The organism is Diplocloster modestus, from assembly GCF_019042245.1.
GTDB lineage: Bacteria > Bacillota > Clostridia > Lachnospirales > Lachnospiraceae > Diplocloster > Diplocloster modestus.
Genome location: NZ_JAHQCX010000001.1, coordinates 163,146 through 180,965, shown reverse-complemented (window position 1 = coordinate 180,965; position 17,820 = coordinate 163,146). Strand labels below are relative to the sequence as shown.

General features: G+C 46.2%; 16 protein-coding genes. 6 read left to right on the top strand and 10 right to left on the bottom strand.

The window, feature by feature from the left end:
• Positions 1-1,425: a B12-binding domain-containing radical SAM protein gene (locus KTH90_RS00955; protein WP_238726105.1), complete on the top strand. Its 1,425-nt coding sequence runs from the start codon at positions 1-3 to the stop codon at positions 1,423-1,425.
• A gap of 85 nt (positions 1,426-1,510) precedes the next feature.
• Here KTH90_RS00955 and KTH90_RS00950 read toward each other — a convergent pair whose 3' ends face one another.
• From KTH90_RS00950 to KTH90_RS00940, 3 genes are all read right to left on the bottom strand, one after another.
• Positions 1,511-2,461, bottom strand: coding sequence for a hypothetical protein (locus KTH90_RS00950; protein WP_238726104.1), 951 nt, complete (start codon positions 2,459-2,461; stop codon positions 1,511-1,513).
• 98 nt (positions 2,462-2,559) lie between these two features.
• Complete coding sequence (locus KTH90_RS00945) at positions 2,560-4,050, bottom strand: MBOAT family O-acyltransferase (RefSeq protein WP_158351588.1); 1,491 nt, start codon at positions 4,048-4,050, stop codon at positions 2,560-2,562.
• A 263-nt stretch (positions 4,051-4,313) separates the two neighbouring features.
• Positions 4,314-5,060, bottom strand: a complete 747-nt coding sequence (locus tag KTH90_RS00940; protein ID WP_238726103.1) for a glycosyltransferase family 2 protein — start codon at positions 5,058-5,060, stop codon at positions 4,314-4,316.
• Between the two features lie 202 nt (positions 5,061-5,262).
• Between KTH90_RS00940 and KTH90_RS00935 the strand changes: the two genes are divergently transcribed.
• The 5 genes from KTH90_RS00935 to KTH90_RS00915 all read left to right on the top strand — a co-directional run bounded on the left by KTH90_RS00935 (position 5,263) and on the right by KTH90_RS00915 (position 11,344).
• Positions 5,263-6,201: a glycosyltransferase family 2 protein gene (locus tag KTH90_RS00935; protein WP_158351585.1), complete on the top strand. Its 939-nt coding sequence runs from the start codon at positions 5,263-5,265 to the stop codon at positions 6,199-6,201.
• A gap of 13 nt (positions 6,202-6,214) precedes the next feature.
• Complete coding sequence (locus KTH90_RS00930) at positions 6,215-7,675, top strand: glycosyltransferase family 39 protein (protein ID WP_158351583.1); 1,461 nt, start codon at positions 6,215-6,217, stop codon at positions 7,673-7,675.
• A gap of 65 nt (positions 7,676-7,740) precedes the next feature.
• Positions 7,741-8,400: a hypothetical protein gene (locus KTH90_RS00925; RefSeq protein WP_158351581.1), complete on the top strand. Its 660-nt coding sequence runs from the start codon at positions 7,741-7,743 to the stop codon at positions 8,398-8,400.
• Positions 8,397-10,343 (top strand): DUF2142 domain-containing protein, encoded by a 1,947-nt coding sequence (locus KTH90_RS00920; protein ID WP_238726102.1) that lies wholly within the window; start codon positions 8,397-8,399, stop codon positions 10,341-10,343. Before KTH90_RS00925 ends, KTH90_RS00920 begins: the two co-directional genes overlap by 4 nt.
• Positions 10,344-10,468: 125 nt before the next feature.
• Positions 10,469-11,344 (top strand): alpha-1,2-fucosyltransferase, encoded by an 876-nt coding sequence (locus tag KTH90_RS00915; protein ID WP_158351577.1) that lies wholly within the window; start codon positions 10,469-10,471, stop codon positions 11,342-11,344.
• Between the two features lie 32 nt (positions 11,345-11,376).
• Here KTH90_RS00915 and KTH90_RS00910 read toward each other — a convergent pair whose 3' ends face one another.
• The 7 genes from KTH90_RS00910 to KTH90_RS00880 all read right to left on the bottom strand — a co-directional run bounded on the left by KTH90_RS00910 (position 11,377) and on the right by KTH90_RS00880 (position 17,663).
• Positions 11,377-11,670 (bottom strand): hypothetical protein, encoded by a 294-nt coding sequence (locus tag KTH90_RS00910; protein ID WP_158351575.1) that lies wholly within the window; start codon positions 11,668-11,670, stop codon positions 11,377-11,379.
• A gap of 572 nt (positions 11,671-12,242) precedes the next feature.
• Positions 12,243-12,506: an HPr family phosphocarrier protein gene (locus KTH90_RS00905; RefSeq protein ID WP_158341818.1), complete on the bottom strand. Its 264-nt coding sequence runs from the start codon at positions 12,504-12,506 to the stop codon at positions 12,243-12,245.
• A gap of 14 nt (positions 12,507-12,520) precedes the next feature.
• Entirely contained in the window at positions 12,521-13,870 is a 1,350-nt protein-coding gene (glmM, locus tag KTH90_RS00900) for a phosphoglucosamine mutase (RefSeq protein WP_238726101.1), read from the bottom strand.
• Between the two features lie 158 nt (positions 13,871-14,028).
• Positions 14,029-15,303, bottom strand: a complete 1,275-nt coding sequence (locus tag KTH90_RS00895; protein ID WP_238726100.1) for a CdaR family protein — start codon at positions 15,301-15,303, stop codon at positions 14,029-14,031.
• Positions 15,281-16,162, bottom strand: a complete 882-nt coding sequence (gene cdaA, locus KTH90_RS00890) for a diadenylate cyclase CdaA (RefSeq protein ID WP_158351569.1) — start codon at positions 16,160-16,162, stop codon at positions 15,281-15,283. The genes KTH90_RS00895 and cdaA overlap by 23 nt, the downstream gene beginning before the upstream one ends.
• Before the next feature lie 114 nt (positions 16,163-16,276).
• Complete coding sequence (locus KTH90_RS00885; protein WP_238726099.1) at positions 16,277-17,233, bottom strand: hypothetical protein; 957 nt, start codon at positions 17,231-17,233, stop codon at positions 16,277-16,279.
• Positions 17,208-17,663: a hypothetical protein gene (locus tag KTH90_RS00880; RefSeq protein WP_158351567.1), complete on the bottom strand. Its 456-nt coding sequence runs from the start codon at positions 17,661-17,663 to the stop codon at positions 17,208-17,210. Before KTH90_RS00880 ends, KTH90_RS00885 begins: the two co-directional genes overlap by 26 nt.
• Between the last annotated feature and the right edge of the window lie 157 nt (positions 17,664-17,820).

Sequence of the window (17,820 nt, the reverse complement as noted above, 5' to 3'; positions counted from 1 at the left end):
ATGTATCCCCCAGGCCCATTATTTCAAAGAGGCGAGGATCGTTGTCAGCAGAATATCGACGACGGAAGCGCACAGGCCATGCGGGCCTGCAATGATCTGGGCTACGCCGCCGCAGTTCTTCTTCGGAAAAATTATAATGTGAAGCTGCGGGATTATCAGACGGAATTCTGTTCGGAAGCGGATATGTTCCGTGAATTAGAAGAGTATCAGCCGGATATGGTCATGATCAGTGTTACAAACACGACGATTTTTGATGATATTAAGATTTCTAATCGGATCAAGGAAAAGACGAATGCGGTTATGGTCCTGAAGGGCGCTATATTCTATGATCCGGAACAGGCTATGCTGGATCTGCTGGATCTTTCCAAGGTTGATTATCTGATTGGCGGAGAAGTGGATTTTGCCATCGATCTGATCGCTGATTATGAGTTCCACAATAAAGGGAATATAGAGGATGTAGATAATATCCTCTATAAGGATGCGGATGGTAATATAAAAAGAACCCCATTCCATGTATGGGGACAGGATCTGGACGGCCAGCCCTTCCCGGCCCGCCAGTTGATGAACAATGCCCTCTATACACGCCCGGATACGGATGAGCCTATGGCAACGATCCAGACGTCCCGCGGCTGCCCTTCCAACTGTATTTTCTGTCTGTCCCCTGAGATATCCGGAAAAAAAGTGCGATTCCGCAGTCCGCAGAATGTCATGGATGAAATGACGGAATGCTATGAGAAGTTCGGTATCCGTAATTTCTTCTTCAAAGCGGATACCTTCACCATCAATGCCCAGTGGGTCAAAGAATTATGTACTCTGATCATAAATTCACCGCTCCACAATAAAATTGCTTTTACCGCCAATTCGAGGGTCCGCCCGCTCGCAAAGGAAACTCTGGTTCTCATGAAAGAGGCCGGCTGCTTTACGATTGCCTTTGGCTTTGAATCGGGCAGTGACGATACGCTGACCAAGGTACATAAAGGGGCAACGGTTGCGGAAAACATCCAGGCCTGCGCATGGTCCAAAGAAGCGGGGCTGACCGTATGGGGATTTTTCGTAATTGGCTTTCCCTGGGAAACCAAGGAACATATTATGGAAACCAAAAAGCTCATCTTCCAGATGAAACCCGACTTCATCGAAATTACGCTGGCCCTGCCTTTTTATGGGACACCTCTTTACAATATGTGCAAAGAAGATAATCTTCTCGCCCAATCCGTTCTGGGAAGCGACTTCTTCCACTCCAGCATGAAGGGGACCAAATATCTGAGTATGGAAGAGCTGCTGAAACTGCGCAGAAATATTCTGCTGCAATATTACCTGCGGCCCAGCTACATTTTCAAAAAGATGGGGGAATGCATCACACATCCGAAAATCTTCCTGAATTATTGTAAATATGGGATTAAACTGGTGGTAAATCTTTTTAAATAAATGGACCAAAAAAAGAACGGGCTGTTACCTGAAAGTATACATGGTCTCATATCATACAGGAACCAGTCCGTTCCTGACTTTGGCATTAGTATTCCTGATCTCTTGATGGTATCAATACATTTTCCAGGAATTCCTGTGTCAGCATAGTAGCTCCATGGACATCCATATGGGTATAATCAGAAAAATACTGGTCGGAATATTGTTCATAGTCCACCGCACTGTAGTAATACTGTCCGCTGCTCTCCACAATATCCCTGCAGCGTTCTATATGCTGATCCAGTACCTCTTTTGCCCCTTCGGCTGCCATATAATTCGGTCTGCTGGGAACCTGGACAAAATACAGGTCGATTCCTTTTAGTTTCAGCTTCGATGCCATCTGATACAGGCTCTCATAGCTGGGGCCGTCCTGCTGGTAGACTTCCGCAAACTGTTTGTCCCAGCGGTTCATGGATCGTTCAATCCCGTATACCTCCAGGGCTACGCCGCCATTCGCGTCAAAATCCAGGGAATCATAGTCATTTTTGTACCCCTGGAGTTTTGCATATTCGTCATAATAATGCAGATCCCCGAACACACCGTAATGCAGATAGAACATACTCTCGGGAAAGCCCCTTATGTAGCGGCTGATATCTTTATAATCATAATCCTTTTCTTCCCCGTCGAAATCTTCCATGGAACTGAAAATAATTATGCCTTTGGGGCTATATTTTTCCAGCAGTACTTCAGTCCAGTTCTCAATATCCTCCATCGTAACACCCCATACAGAAAAATTATAGAACTTTTCACCCATGGGGCCAAGATAATTCAGCAATACATCTGAGTTCAGATTGTTCATAGTCATGGATGACCCGACTGCCAGATAATCATAATTTTCTTCAGGAAGCCGGCGGGTTTCATATATTCTGGCATCCAGGGAAATCGAATTGGTAAATCGTACCAGCACATGACTGCCGGTCAATACTCTGGGGATCCCCACATACAGCCCCGCCGCCAATACAAGAAAGGCAACTGCCGCTAACATTCTTTTTATTTTCATAGTTTCCTCCATGTGTGCAGTTTTTTGCACATAAAGGTATGCGTGAACATCTCTTTGTTCAACCTTTCCTCCATGTGTGCAGCTTTTTGCCTTATCGCTTAGAACTGGAAATACAGAAACGGACTCGTTGTATATCGAACTCCCAGTATACCGAAGGTCAACACAGCAAACAGCAAACACAAATAGCAGGACCAACGAAACCAAAGCTGCTGTCTTTCGATCAGGGGACGGATACGAATTCCCCGATAATGACAGAGACTGACAACCGACAGCATCAGAATCGCTCCCAGAAGTATCATCAGCTGCTGGTAGTCCAACCCTAATGTGCTCAGATAATTCAAAGACAGCTGCGGCCACTCAAATTCAAATAACATTTTACTTATAATGGTTTTAGCCTGATCAAATGAGTTGGATCGAAAAAAGATCCATCCGAAATCCACGAGCAGAAAAGTCACCAAGATCTGACCAATCCGAAAACTGGCAGTGTCTGCATTTACATGCAAGGTTTTCCAGATTTTCTGCTTCCAGGGCCTTAGATATCCTCCTATAATCTGATAGGCTCCGTGCAGCGCGCCCCAGATTACAAAGGTCCATCCTGCTCCGTGCCAAAGGCCGCTCAGCAGAAAAACCAGGAATACGTTAAAAGCCCATCTTCCTTTTTTGACCCGGTTTCCCCCTAATGGAATGTAGACATAATCCCGAAACCATGTACTCAGGGAGATATGCCATCTTCTCCAAAATCCGGCCACCGATGAAGCCAGATATGGCTCTTCAAAATTCGTCATCAGATGAAAACCCATTACCCGGGCCGCTCCGATAGCAATATTGGAGTAAGAGCTGAAATCGCAGTAAATTTGAACAGCAAACAAGACTGTTGCCAGGATCAACGCGACAGCTTCATATTCAGTATAGTGATTGTAAACCTGATCGACGAGAATCGCAGCTCTGTCCGCGATTACGATCTTGAGGAAAAATCCCCAAAGCATCAGCAAAAGCCCATCCTTGACCCTGTCAAAATCAAAGGTATGCTTCTCCCGGAGCTGATGCAGCAGATTCTTACTGCGTTCGATCGGTCCCGCTACCAATTGCGGGAAAAATGAGACGAACAGGGCGTACCTCCCTAGATTCTTTTCCGGTTCAATTTCACCGCGATAGACATCCAGCGTGTAGCCAAGCGCCTGAAAGGTATAAAACGAGATTCCCACCGGCAGGATCACATCGAACGACACCCGCACCGGCGCAAGATTCAGATACGAAAAAATACTGTTTAAACTGTTCACCGCAAAATCGAAATATTTGAAGAAAAAGAGTATGGCCAGATTCAATACCAGGCTTAAAACTACCCATAGCTTTTTCAGAAATATCTGATTTTCACTGCTCTTTTGCTGCGTTCTCCCGATCAGGATTCCGCACAGGTATGTAATTACTGTGGAGATCCCCATAAGCAACGCGTACTTAGGATTCCACGACATATAAAAATAGTAGCTGGCCAGCAAAAGCCAGACCCATCGAACCTTATGCGGAATGATAAAATAAATGAGTACCACGATCGGAAAAAACAGCAGGAATTCCATCGAATTAAACGACATCCTACCGCCGCCTTTCCATAGTAAATTTTATCACTACTTCTCACGCACGGTTTTATTATATATAAATATAATTATGTTCTAAATTAATTAAAAACTTTCCAATTGCAGAAAAATCAAAATATTTATCGGATCTCCAATAAAAATCCGACTTGCTTTATAATCTCCGGCCTGTCCGTATCTTGTTCCCCTGATTACCGGATCCAACGCTAGCTGATTTGAGATTACTTTACTGTATACGAGTGATAAAGTCAACAAAAAAACCCTTAAGATTTTGTTAAGAACTGAAGACAAACCCGGATTATACGCAGAAAATCTGTCACCCAGGCAAAAGCTACACCATTTTCCTTCAAAGCTCTATGCCCTTCTTTGAGGGATAACAGATAAGAGGACAACCCATTGGTGCTGGTTCCCCCATAATACATATAGATCAGTACTTCAGGTATATAAGATAATTTTACCTGTCCGTCTTTCAGGCACCGGATCATATATTCATAATCCGCAGAGCACTTATAATCCGTTTTATACAGTCCATATTTTTCATATACTTCCCGTTTCAGATAGAGCGTAGGATGAGCCGGCATCCAGCCGGTCCGGATCGATCCCTGGCCCATATGCCATTTCCGTACGACTTTTTCTCCATCCAGGTAGATCAGATCGCTGTGTACGCCATCTGTTTTTTCACGTACGATCGTTTCCACCATACGGCTGATCACATGTTCATCGGTATAGCGATCGAAACAATATCCGATGATATCACCGTCGGACAGCAGATACCCTTTGTTAATCGCATCGTAGATCCCCTCATCCGGCTCGGAGATCCATTTTAAACGTGCTCCGAATCTGGGCTCAAATTCCCGGATTAACTTAAGTGTATCATCCGTAGATCCTCCATCTACGATTACATACTGAATCTGCTCATAGTCCTGGGACAATATCATCTCCATGGTCTGTCTAAGATTATCTGCATTATTATATGTGGTTGTTATCACTGATACAGTTGGCTTATTCATGTGTTCCATCATAGCAAGTTTTTGTCCTATTTTCAACTGGATTCTTTTCTATTTATCATACAATTCTTTTCTATTTACCATACTTTGCAAGTTTTGCCTGTTTATGGTATAGTAGCTGTAAATTTAGTCCATGAATTTAATCAGCAATATTTAAAAAAATAAAAATTATCCTGGTAAACAAAAAGGTGCGTGAACATTCTATATGGAAAAACTTTCAGCAATCGTCCCCTGCTATAACGAGCAGGATGCCCTTCCCTATTTTTACAAAGAAATCTGCAGCGTTGCAGAATCCATGCCCTATGTGGAATTTGAGATTATATTCGTCAACGACGGATCTACTGATCAGACACTGGCGATAGCCAAACAGTTCGCCGAAAATGATCCCCGAATAAAATATGTCTCGTTTTCCCGGAACTTCGGCAAGGAAGCCGCCATTTATGCCGGTCTCTCCTATGCCCAGGGCGATTACGCAGCCATTATGGATGCTGATTTGCAGGATCCGCCGTCACTGCTGCCGCAGATGTATGATGCAGTCACGAAAGAAGGCTACGATTCAGCCGCTACCCGCCGGGTTACCCGGAAGGGAGAACCTCCGATCCGTTCCTTTTTCGCCCGCTGTTTTTATAAATTCATGCATAAAATATCCAAAACCGAGATCGTAGACGGCGCCCGGGATTTCCGTCTCATGACCCGTCAGTTTGTAAACGCGCTGCTGGAGATGGGGGAGTACAACCGCTTTTCCAAGGGCCTGTTTGGCTGGGTGGGCTTTGACACCAAGTGGATTGAATTTGAAAATGTAGAACGTGTGGCCGGGGAGACCAAATGGTCTTTCTGGAAACTGCTGGTTTACAGCATTGAGGGCATTGTGGCCTTTTCAACCGCGCCTTTAGCCCTGGCCGCTTTTACAGGTGTAGTCCTATGCCTGGCTGCGTTTATCATGATCTGCTTTATCATTATACGAACCTTGATTTTCGGCGATCCGACCAGCGGATGGCCATCCATGGTCTGTATTATCTTTCTGTTGGGGGGCTTACAATTATTCAGTATAGGTATTTTAGGCGAATATTTGGCTAAGACTTATCTTGAAACAAAAAAACGTCCCTTGTTTATTTGCAAGGAGACCAACATCGAAGATAAGTAGAAGGATTTTTGTTATGGTTTTATCAAAAAAGCAGAAAACTGTATTTCTGGCTGGTTTATGTATTCTGGAAAGCCTGTTGATGCTTACCCTCATTTTTCATAAAAATATATTTATGGATGAGGCTTTTACTATTTCCCTGTCGGGACATTCTTACCCGGATGTCATCGCTTTGACCGCCGCGGATGTACATCCTCCGGTTTATTATCTGATCCTGAAGTTTTTGACTGGTATTTTCGGAACCAGTCTTATTGTGATGCACCTGGTATCTGTACTTCCTTTTCTTTTCCAAATGATTCTGGGCTGTACGCTGGTCCGGAAACGGTTTGGTGACAGGACATCTTTTCTGTTTCTGCTCTGTCTGTTCGGTATGCCAAAAATGTTGTATTACTCTACAGACATCCGTATGTACAGCTGGGCCATGTTCTTCGTCACAGCCGCAGCGCTGTTTTCATATGAAATAATATTGAACGGGAAATTCCGTAATTGGCTGTATTTTACTGTGTTCAGCCTTCTGGCTGCTTATACCCATTATTTTGCCTGTGCAGCGGTAGCCTTCCTTTATTTTTATCTCCTGATCCACGCATTCAGGCAAAATAAACAAGTTTTGAAAAAATGGATGCTCTGTGCCGTTTTCACTGTACTCGCCTATCTGCCCTGGCTGGGAGTCGTTCTCCGGCAGATATCTCAGGTTACGGAGAAATACTGGATTCCTCCCATTACCTTTTCTACGCTGGTGACTTATATAGAATATACTTTTGCCGTAAAGCGCAGCCACCTTCTCTCCCTATTTCTCCTTTTGGTATTTCTGGCTGTTTTCTGGCTGTTTATATTTCGAAAAAAGGAGCGGGAAGACTGGTTCGCGGCGGCCTGTTTCAGCACTTCCGTCGGAATGGTCCTGGTGGGGCTGGCCGCCTCATTCCTGATCCGGCCTGTTTTTTATCAGCGCTATATGGTGTCTTCCTATGGCTGCATGTGGCTTTTCTTCGCCATCGAAGCACGGAACATCAGGCAGCCTTGGATATCCCGTCTGTTAACCGTATGGCTTATATTTTGCAGTGCCCTGAATTTTATAGACATCTTGAAACTGCGTTACCAATCCGGCGCGGAACAGATGGAATCCTATATGGAATCCGTATTCGAACCGGGAGACGTCATTGTGCATACACACAATGGAGTTCAAAAATGTTTTGCCTATTATTTTCCTGAAGAGCAGCATGAGCTGTATGGGTCGGAAATTACAGACGTCTATCAAAAAGTTTATCAGAATTACCGAATCGGGGAATTAAACGCTCTCTCCCAGCTGGATCATGCGGATGGGCGCATTTGGATCGCCGCTGATCCTGCTCATGAAACAGTACTGGAGGACTTTAGAGCAGCCGGATACCAGCCGGAATACCGGGGGACCTTTACGTTCGATGAATACGAGATTCTGTTCTATTATGCGGCGAAGCCTTATCATACTGCCGAAAATTGACACTTTCCCGTGCTTATAGTATGATGGTAAAAATTGTAACAAACGATATAGAAAAGAGGTAAGACATGATTAAAAAAGTGTGTAACTGGATAGACCGGAATATCCGCCGTCTGCTTCTGCTGGGGATACTGCTGAGTGTTCTTGGAATCATCGCCAGCTACCTGTTCCCCAATGAATATATGGCGACACAGGGCTATAATACCAAGGCGGAACAATTGGTCCAAAACCCGCTGGCCGAGGGAACGGTTATGGAGTACAAGTTCCAGGTCGATGAGCGTTTGCTGGGTGTACAGGTGAAATATACTACTTACGACAAGAAGCTTACATCCGGTGTGATTCACTACGAAGTCTTATCCCAGACGGATGGTCATTCTCTGGGAAGTTCTGCTATGGCCGCTCCCAATATCGCAGAGGGCCAGGATGTGCTGATGCCGTTCACCGGCTTTGAGACCTGTTCCGGTCCCCTGATTCTGCGCATCTGGTGTGACGGCGTGACCGATGGGAATTATCCCGGCATCTATACGAATCCGCAGATCATCCCGGATGTCAGCACCAGCATTAACGGCCAGGTTCTTCAGGGAAATATGATCATGACTTACTGTTATCCCGCATACAACAAACCGCTGCTGTGGTATTTTGTTCTATTCCTGTTCGTACTGCTGACCCTATTTGCCGTCACGGATAAGGGCCAGCCAATCATCAGAAAGGGGAAAAAGAAGGCATGAAAACTTATATCAAAGAACACTGGCGAAAATTACTGATCATGATCGGTGCGGTAATTCTTTTGACAGTATTGGTTGAACTTCTGGTGTTTAACTTTCATTCCCTGTTCAATGACACTTACACAACCCGCTATGATTTTACAAGCGGCCAGACGTATGATCATGTGAAAATCGAAGATGTGGATTACTCTACTACAACCGAACAGGACGGGAAAACCGTGGAAAGCAAGGGCCTTGAAACCGATTATACCTTTACTTTCCCCGAAAATATGTATATCAAAAAGCTGCATATCGGCTACCAGTCACCGGTAGATTTTTCCATCACCATGAATGCCTACAGTGATAACGGATACGGCGAAACCTCCACCACCGAATATTATGATCAGTCCCTTGCCGCCTTTACCGATTATTATAACAACATCGGTCAGGAAGCCGCCGGATGCAAGATCCGTGTGGTGAATAATTTCAACGGTACCATTGATTTCATTGAATTCAGCAATGAATTATCCATGAATCCCTACCGTATGTTTTTCCTGGCCGTGGTATTCAGCTGTATCATGTTCCTGATCTTCGGCGCACCGGTGTTCGGCAGGAAGCTGGAAGTATACTTTGCATTCCTTAGTCTGCTTGCCGGAAGTATCTACATTATTTTTGGTGGTACCCTCCGGATCGGCTGGGACGAGCAGGTTCATTTTGACAACGCCTATTCCAACGCTTATTTTTCCACGGTTCAATATACGGAAGCCGCCACGATCATGAAAGAGGCGCATCAGCCCTATTACAATACGCTGGAGGAACGGCAGTACATTGCCGACTATTTTAATTCCAAAGATAATACCGATCAGGCGGTTCTGGTCAGCAAAGCCCGGTTTATTCCCTATAATCAGTGGGCCTACATTACCCAGACTCTGTTCCTGGCGGTTGGACGGCTGCTGCATCTGCCCTTTACCATTCTCTATATGTTTGGTAAATTCGGCAATCTGCTCCTCTACACATTGGTTGTCGCACTGGCAATCAAATACGCGAAAGTCGGGAAAGCCATCATCGCCGTCATCGGTCTGCTCCCCACCTGCCTGTTCCAGGCGACCTGTTATGCCTACGACGGTGTGGCTATCTCTTTCACCATCCTGGGCTTTATCCTCTGGTTAAATGAAGTTCTCGATAAGGAAAAGAAGCTGAAATGGTACAATGTGCTGGCAATCGTGGGCTGTTTCGTATTCGCCAGCTTACCCAAAGCGATCTATATCATACTGCTGGGCTTACTGTGTTTCTTCCCAAAGACCAAGTTCAGCAGCAAAAAACAGAGGGTGTGTTTCATCGCCGGTGTCGTCGCCATCATGGCAACTATCATCTACACCTTCCTGTTCCCTGTGGCCTCTCAGACTTCTATGGGAAATGTAAACTGGGGATCTGACGTAAGAAACGAAGAGTCCGAGACAGGAATCGTCAAACAGTTGATGATGATCCTGGATCATCCCTGGACCTATACCAAACTGCTTGTAGGAACAATCTTCAAGACATTCTGCGACTATATATTCGGAATCGGCGCCAATGCTAATTTTGCCTTCCTGGGAGCTTATTCCGCGCAGTTTACCTACCTGTTCACCCCCCTCTTCCTGGGTTTGGGCTTCATCTCCTGCCAGGAAGAAACCAAATACGTACTGGAGAAAAAGTATAAACTTCTGGTTGGTGTCCTGGTTTTCGGTGTATTCTGCCTGATCTGGACCGCACTGTATTTAAGCTTTACTCAAATAGGCGCCTTGGGCTTCAACGGGGTGCAGCCCCGCTATTACCTTCCCATAATGGTAATGCTGCCGTTCCTCTGCAGGAACAAAACCCTGATCTGCCATGGAAAAATGCAGAACTACAACCGCATTGTCATGGCCATCATGACATTCGTCGTCCTGTACGGCGCATACTCCATCATGCTGCCGTTCAACGTATAAAAAAATAGTAACGCTCGAAATTACCTCGCTGACTATTTTTCATGCATCGCACGTAAGTGCCTAAAATACAGGCACTAAGTGCTCATTGCGATAAAAAACTATAACGCAAATAAAAGGAGTACAAAATGGTTATCTCTGAAATTATGGGCGGCTTCGGAAACCAGCTGTTTTCCTACGCCTGCGCCTACGCAACTGCAAAGCGGAACAACGATACTCTGATCCTGGACAAGCATCTCTATGACTGCGGCTATTTCCGTCGTTTCCAGCTGGATCAGTTAAACATCGACTGTACGGAAACGCTATTGCCGCCCGCTGCTCCTTTTGACCGTTATAAGCATCCCTTCCGCACGAAGTTCTATGAATACAGGCGTGACCGCAAACTCCCCGCTCCCATCAAAATGGTGCGGGAAAAAAATGAGTTCACCTACATCCCGGAGCAGTTCGCCTACGACATCAATATCCACTTGACCGGTTATTGGCAAAACTATCGCTATTTCGACCAATACCGGCAGGATCTGCTGCGTCAATACATTCCTAAGACCCCTTTCCGCCCTGAGATCCAGGAGCAGTTATCCACACTCCGTTCCACAAACTCCGCCGCTATCCACATCCGCCGCGGAGACTATGTGAATTTCAAAGGCGGTAAATGTCTTTCCCCTACGTACTACATTAAGGCCCTAAACCTCCTGCAGCAATCTGCCGGTCCGGATCTTCGTCTCTACATTTTTTCCGACGATGTCCCCTACGTAAAGCAGGCCTTAAGCCCCCTCCCGTCACCTATATTCCTGAGCGATTCCCTCACGCTCACCGACTTGGAAGAGTTCTATCTGATGTCCGCCTGCCGCCACCAGATCATAGCCAACAGCACCTTTTCCTGGTGGGCCGCCTATCTGAACCCGAACCCTTCCAGGCGTATCATAGCCCCCCTTGCGGACCTCTGGACCAATGATTTCTATCTGCCTGAATGGACTGCAATACCGGCTGAGATCATTGCTTCCTGAGCATTGTTTCTGGCTTTGACATGATTATAATTCTAGGGCCGGAGCTTGGAGAGGGGGGCGGATGCCATGGGCAGGGGTTTTGTACCTGGGGTGGCGGACTGCTGTTCCGGGGAAGCGGCTGTGTCCAATCGTATAAGATGTACTAACAGGGAAGGAGAAAAAGTCCTTATTACATTTTCCGTCACAAACTCGCCAAAAAACGGCTCGGACAGTGTGACGGAAAACGGGACTTTTTCTCCTTCCCTGTAAGTACATCTAATACGATCGGCCAATGCCGCTTCCCCGGAACAGCAGTCCGCCACCCCAGGTACAAAACCCCTGCCCACGGCATCCGCCCCCCTCTCCAAGCTCCTACTTTAATTCTATATTAGAAATCAATCTTACTCTGGATACTGGAACCACAGCTGCAAACCAACCAGCGGGGAATCTGCAAAGGAACGGAAGGACAGCGGTCGGCTGCAGTCTGCTTAGGCGGGGCGGTCGGTTGGGTGCCGGGATGCCGGGGGGTATCGCTGGCTGGGTTCCCGCCGGGGGGCGGCGTGTTTCATCCTGTCGCGCTGCATTGGCACATCTTTTAGTACCTCTTAAATGAAAAACCGCAGGAAATCGGAGACTCAAAACGGTTTTCCGTACCGTTTTGAGAGGGCTGTTGAGTGGAGAAACCATCAAGGTTTCTCCGCGAATCAGCCCGATTCTTCGATTTCCTGCGGTTTTTCATTTTAGAGGTACTTAAAGCTGTGACAGAGCAGCACGGCAGGACGAAACACGCCGGCCCCCGACGGGAACCCAGCCAGCGATACCCCCCGGCATCCCGGCACCCAGCCGACCGCCCCCGCTTAAGCAGACTGCAGCCGGCCGCTGTCCTTCCGATCCGCCCCCACAGCACATTCCCCATCGTCTACTCCCCAAGGCCCCCTTCAATGGCCTCTATCAGAGTCTTAAGTGCCTGTTCCTCGTCTTCGCCTTCACATACGAATTCTACTTCGTCTCCACATTTCACACAGGCCCCCAAGACGCTTAAAACGCTTTTGGCGTTTGCCGTGTTTTCCTTAAATGTGAATGTAATCACGGATTTAAACTGCATGGCCGTTTTACACAGAATTCCGGCGGGCCTCAAGTGGAGACCGGTCGGGTTCTTGATGACTACTTTTTGGCTAACCATAAATGATACCTCCTCTACAGCATGGTCTTTGTTATCAAATCTGCCAGTTTTTTTGCTTCTTTTTCAATCAGCTTCTGGTCCTTGCCTTCTATCATTACTCTTACCAATGGTTCTGTTCCGGAGGGACGGATCAGCACCCTGCCTTCTCCGGCGAATTTGTCTTCCAGTTCTTTGATGGCGGCCGCTATCTCCGGATATTCCATGTAACGGTCTTTTTTGTGAGTCGGAACTTTGGCGTTGATCAGAGCCTGGGGCATTACCTGCATGATGGATGCCAGCTCCGATAAGGGCTTTCCTGTCTTCACCACGACTTCCAGCAGATGCAGCGCGCTGATCAGGCCGTCGCCGGTGGTGTTTTCATCCAGGAAAATGATGTGTCCGGACTGCTCCCCACCCAGGTTGTAACCGGCTTCTATCATCCGCTCCAGTACGTATCGGTCGCCGACCTTCGTCTGCTCGATCACCAGGCCGTTCTTCTTACCCATCAGGAAGAAGCCCAGATTACTCATGACTGTTGCTACGATTGTATTTTGTTTTAGTTTTCCCTTTTCTTTGAGATAGTATCCGCAGATGCCCATCAGCTGATCGCCGTCCACGACTTTTCCCTGCTCGTCTACAGCCAGCAGTCTGTCTGCGTCACCGTCAAATGCCAGGCCCAGGGAGGCTTTTTCATATACAACCCTGGCCATTAACTCTTCCATGTGGGTTGAACCGCAGTTGGCGTTTATATTGGTGCCATCCGGATCGGTGTGAATCGCTACTACATCGGCCCCTAACTCAGTCAGGGTTTCGATTGCGGTATAATAGGACGCGCCTTCCGCACAGTCTACGACAATTTTCAAACCCTTCAGCTCCAAATCCACGACTGATTTCGCAAATTCAATGTAGTCTTCCCGCGCGTCGAACCGATAGCTGACGTGGCCGACCATGGGACCTACAGGGACCGGAAGATCTTTCATGCCGCTTCGGATGACTTCTTCAATCTCGTCCTCCAAAGCGTCGGATAACTTATATCCGCTTCCGTTGAAAAATTTGATTCCATTGAATTCGACCGGATTGTGAGAGGCAGATATCACGACACCCGCATCTACCTGGTATTTTCTGGTCAGATAGGCCACCGCCGGCGTCGGCAGCACACCGATATAGACTGCGTTGGCCCCCACGGAACAGATCCCTGCCATCAGGGCATTTGCCAGCATCCCGCCGGATATTCTCGTATCACATCCTACCAAAATCGTTGGTTTGTGTTCGTTTTCTTTTGTCAGAACATAGGCACCCGCCTGTCCAAGCTGCATTGCAAGCGTGGGAGTCAGCTCTGTGTTGGCTACTCCTCTTACGCCATCGGTACCGAATAGTCTTCCCATTTAAAACCTCCAGATTTAATATTTATTCTTTTTGGTCACTCAGGTCTTATACAGAAGTTTAATAATCACAAGTAAATGCGTATCCGCATATATGTTCCTATACAGGAACCCCTAATGCCTTATAGCTGACCTGTTTCATGATTGACCTGCTATATCGTCTACTTTTTCCGCAAATCGATTTTTACTGTGACCGGTTCTTTCACAGTATATGGGCTCGGAACACTCACGGTTACTGGAACTTCATAACTGCCGGCCCTTTTATAATTGGACAGATCTATGGAAGTCTTCAGCGTGCTCTGGTCAAATTTGGCTTTTTCCGCTTCCAGTGCCTCCAGTGTAACCACCAGGTTTGCCATGCTATCGGAGAACGAATAGGAATAACCTTCCGGCGCGCCCGTAACTTCTATACTGTCTTTTGACACCAACTCATTCCATTCCACCATTTTTTCGATATAGGCAATCATCAGTACCTGGCTTTTGCCGTCCTCATCCACCGGGTCTACGACTTTGATCTTATCCGAGTCTATTAATTCCGTTATATCGACAACCACACTTTTATCCTTGTCTAAACCGCTTACATCTAAAAAGGACGGATTTATTGTTATAGAGCTGCCTATCTTCTCAAGGGCACTCTCCGGACCCGCTATCGTAATCTGATCAGGATCGCAAATCACATTCGTAACCCGGTAATCTTCCGCCGGACTCCCGCTGTAGGATCCCTTCAAGGACACCAGCTGTTTTTTATACATAACAATCTTGACACTGATACCGCTTTCTTTTTGTTCATATTTCAGTTTATCTGCATTTATCACCGGATCCCCATCGCTATCCACCATGGTAAGCTTGATTGAGGGGAATGTCTGATCCGCGGTCATGTCCGTGACATTCACTGTGGCCACTGCGTTTTTAACTTTCTTAACCACGGATTCCGGGCCTTTAATCTCTATGGAACTGGGATTGGGCTGCTTATCTCCTACCACATACCCGCCGCCTGGCGTTCCTTTCGTTACCACAGAGACTTTCACTGCTTTTGTCTCTGATTCTTCTATCGAAATTTTCAAATTATGCGGACGATAATATATATCACTCTCACTGACATCCTTCGGAAGAGTGATATCAATCGGAGCGACCCAGGTTGATCCCATCTGTGTCAGTTCCAGCATATCCGCATGGGCTTTAAAATCTTCCGCTGTTAAATCCTGTATGACTGATTTTCTCGCTTTTACCGTAATATCCACATGATCGCTGTCATCCAGCACACTGTATTCCTGATCACTTGCGAGTGCTTTTACATTTAACATTTCAACCGTGATTCCGTCGTAGGACTCCGATATAACCGGATCGTTGATCTGTACCACAAGGAACCAGATGACGATAGCGGCGGCCAGCGAGATCAGTTTTAAACCAAAATTATTGGCCAGCTTTTCTTTCATCTCTATGCCTTCCTTTCCACAGTCTGAACCGTCTGGCTTCTGCTTCCTTGCCCTGTATCTCTACCAGACGTTTTTTCAGCACGTCCTGATCTACATTTCTCCACAGACGTCCCCCCTGTGCAATGGAAACCGCACCGGTTTCTTCCGATACGACAATTGTAAAGGAATCCGTAACCTCGCTGATTCCTATAGCCGCCCGGTGTCTGGTTCCAAGTTCCTTGCTGAGTTCCATGTTGTCCGAAAGCGGCAGATAGCAGGTTGCGGCTGTGATCCGATCTCCGCACATGATAACAGCACCATCGTGCAATGGCGTATTATGCTCAAAAATATTCAGAATCAACTGGCTGGATATGGCGGAATCAACGACGATTCCTGTACGCTCATATTCTGTCAGCGGTATGTCCATAGCTATGACTATCAATGCGCCTGTCTTTACTTTTCCCATCTCAAAGCAGGCTTTCACTACTTCGTTGATGGTCCGGTCGCTGAAGCGCTCGGAAGGTTCCTTGTTACTGTCAAAGGAGACTATATTGGCAATCACATTTTTCTGTCCCAGCTGCTCCAGGGCCTTTCTAAGCTCCGGCTGGAATATAACCACCAGCGCGATAATACCGGCGTTTACGGATTTCCCCACGATAAACAGGATCGTATCCATCCGGAAAATAAGCGCCATTAAAATAAAGAGCATCAGCAAAATAAACCCCTTTAGCAGTATCCAGGCTCTCGTATTTTTGATCCATACCAGTATCTCATAAATCAGGAAGGCCAAAATAAGTACTTCAACGAAATCCGTCAGTTTTAGGTTCAGGGGTTTCAGATCAGTCATATATTGACTGAAATAATTTGCCAGTGTACTCATTTTATCACTTCCTTTCTCTGTTATTTCTAACTATCTTTTGCAGTCTTTCACTGTCGTTTTTCACTATCTTATGCATTTTTTCACAGTTATATCTAACTGTGTTTTAGCAGTTTCTTAGTACCGCTCGCTTCTTCTGTCGTCTTTCTTCGCGTTGATTTTCTTGATCTGTTTCTTCCGCGTAGTGACACTCATCTTCGGAACCGCTTTTACATAATAGTAATACTCATCGTCCTCAAACTGTACCCGTTCTGTTCTGGAATAATCCACACTGAACAGGAAAAAGTGCAATACCAGAGCCAACAGCACCGCCACCAGGCTTCCCACGATCAGCATAAGCAGGGAATTGGACACATCCAGTATAAAGTCGCCGATCAGCAGAACGAATATATCCGTGATGGCCCCCACACCGATCGCGATACTCCATGCATAGTCTACAGACAAACGCCGGATGATATATACTATAATAATTGTAATTGTAAATGCCGCGATGGTCAGAAGCATGGCCTTGTTGTCGATAATACCATTGACCAGCAGGGTGATCCTGGTCAGCATTGATTCCGTATCTGAATTACTCAGCGCGCTGGCGTTGGTCTTCAGTAAGTCAATCAGATAATATACGGCTACCCCGCAGCCTACAGGCAGCGCCGCTACCGGCATGCTCACCAGTCCAACGGAGATCGGTATCACATAAGGCACTTTCAGTGCAAATGCAATCGGAGTCAGCAGCAGTATAAAGCTGGACTTCGGAGATAACCTGAGATAGAGCATGAGTATCAGAAGCTCCACACACAGAACCACGATCCCGGCCTCTAAAGAAAGGCCAACCGCATGCCCGAGTATCAGTATCCCCGCAAAAAATACCGCGAAATTCATCGGCAAAAAGGAACAAAGCAGCGCCAGTATGATTGCAATTGCCGGGTTCTTCAGCGGTTTTAAATAACCCATATTTTGGTTAATTAACAGAAACGCCGTTAAGGAAACTAAGAACTTATACAGCGGTGTGATATAAACTTCGAATCTTGCGTAGAAGTTTTTCAACTGCTCCCTAAATTCCAGTAATGTGATCATCATAAAGTTGTCCTCCTGATCGTTCTTGGCGCCCTGTCTTTTGCTCTTCCTTACTGTAGAAAGCATTCAGTTCTTTCAGCAGCCTGTAGTAATCTTTCAAATCTTTTCTCGCCTGTTTATAACGGATCCGATATATAATGTAGGAACATATCAGATACACAAGCATAACCGCCACATATATAATTACGATCTTTTCAATCATAACGATCAGCTGGTCGGGATTCAGATTTGCCAGAACATAATCCATGTTACAGACAGCCCAGAGCACAAGCATAATGGCATATGCAATCGTCACAAATATTGCCGTTTTGATTACATTATAACTGATATAATCGGATTGAAAATAACTGGCCAGCGGAATCTCTTTTTTTCCGTCATTATCTTCATAAATAGCCAGCTTTGTCATCAACCTGATCTTTTCTTCATTTACCATCTGGTCACCTCAAAGCATTCATTGAATTTCCAAATTCTGATAAAACTTATTATATCATGATTGCATGCAATCATGATCCCTTCCGGGGGATGCACACTCCGCGCTAAGGAAAGCGCTCCGGCGCAGATATAATGTCTGTCGACATTATATCATGATT

Excerpts from the sequence above, each read along its gene's own strand:
- KTH90_RS00955 (WP_238726105.1), top strand. The coding sequence starts at position 1 with ATGTATCCCCCAGGCCCATTATTTCAAAGAGGCGAGGATCGTTGTCAG.
- KTH90_RS00950 (WP_238726104.1), bottom strand. The coding sequence starts at position 2,461 with ATGAAAATAAAAAGAATGTTAGCGGCAGTTGCCTTTCTTGTATTGGCG.
- KTH90_RS00945 (WP_158351588.1), bottom strand. The coding sequence starts at position 4,050 with ATGTCGTTTAATTCGATGGAATTCCTGCTGTTTTTTCCGATCGTGGTA.
- KTH90_RS00940 (WP_238726103.1), bottom strand. The coding sequence starts at position 5,060 with ATGAATAAGCCAACTGTATCAGTGATAACAACCACATATAATAATGCA.
- KTH90_RS00935 (WP_158351585.1), top strand. The coding sequence starts at position 5,263 with ATGGAAAAACTTTCAGCAATCGTCCCCTGCTATAACGAGCAGGATGCC.
- KTH90_RS00930 (WP_158351583.1), top strand. The coding sequence starts at position 6,215 with ATGGTTTTATCAAAAAAGCAGAAAACTGTATTTCTGGCTGGTTTATGT.
- KTH90_RS00925 (WP_158351581.1), top strand. The coding sequence starts at position 7,741 with ATGATTAAAAAAGTGTGTAACTGGATAGACCGGAATATCCGCCGTCTG.
- KTH90_RS00920 (WP_238726102.1), top strand. The coding sequence starts at position 8,397 with ATGAAAACTTATATCAAAGAACACTGGCGAAAATTACTGATCATGATC.
- KTH90_RS00915 (WP_158351577.1), top strand. The coding sequence starts at position 10,469 with ATGGTTATCTCTGAAATTATGGGCGGCTTCGGAAACCAGCTGTTTTCC.
- KTH90_RS00905 (WP_158341818.1), bottom strand. The coding sequence starts at position 12,506 with ATGGTTAGCCAAAAAGTAGTCATCAAGAACCCGACCGGTCTCCACTTG.
- glmM (WP_238726101.1), bottom strand. The coding sequence starts at position 13,870 with ATGGGAAGACTATTCGGTACCGATGGCGTAAGAGGAGTAGCCAACACA.
- KTH90_RS00895 (WP_238726100.1), bottom strand. The coding sequence starts at position 15,303 with ATGAAAGAAAAGCTGGCCAATAATTTTGGTTTAAAACTGATCTCGCTG.
- cdaA (WP_158351569.1), bottom strand. The coding sequence starts at position 16,162 with ATGAGTACACTGGCAAATTATTTCAGTCAATATATGACTGATCTGAAA.
- KTH90_RS00885 (WP_238726099.1), bottom strand. The coding sequence starts at position 17,233 with ATGATGATCACATTACTGGAATTTAGGGAGCAGTTGAAAAACTTCTAC.
- KTH90_RS00880 (WP_158351567.1), bottom strand. The coding sequence starts at position 17,663 with ATGGTAAATGAAGAAAAGATCAGGTTGATGACAAAGCTGGCTATTTAT.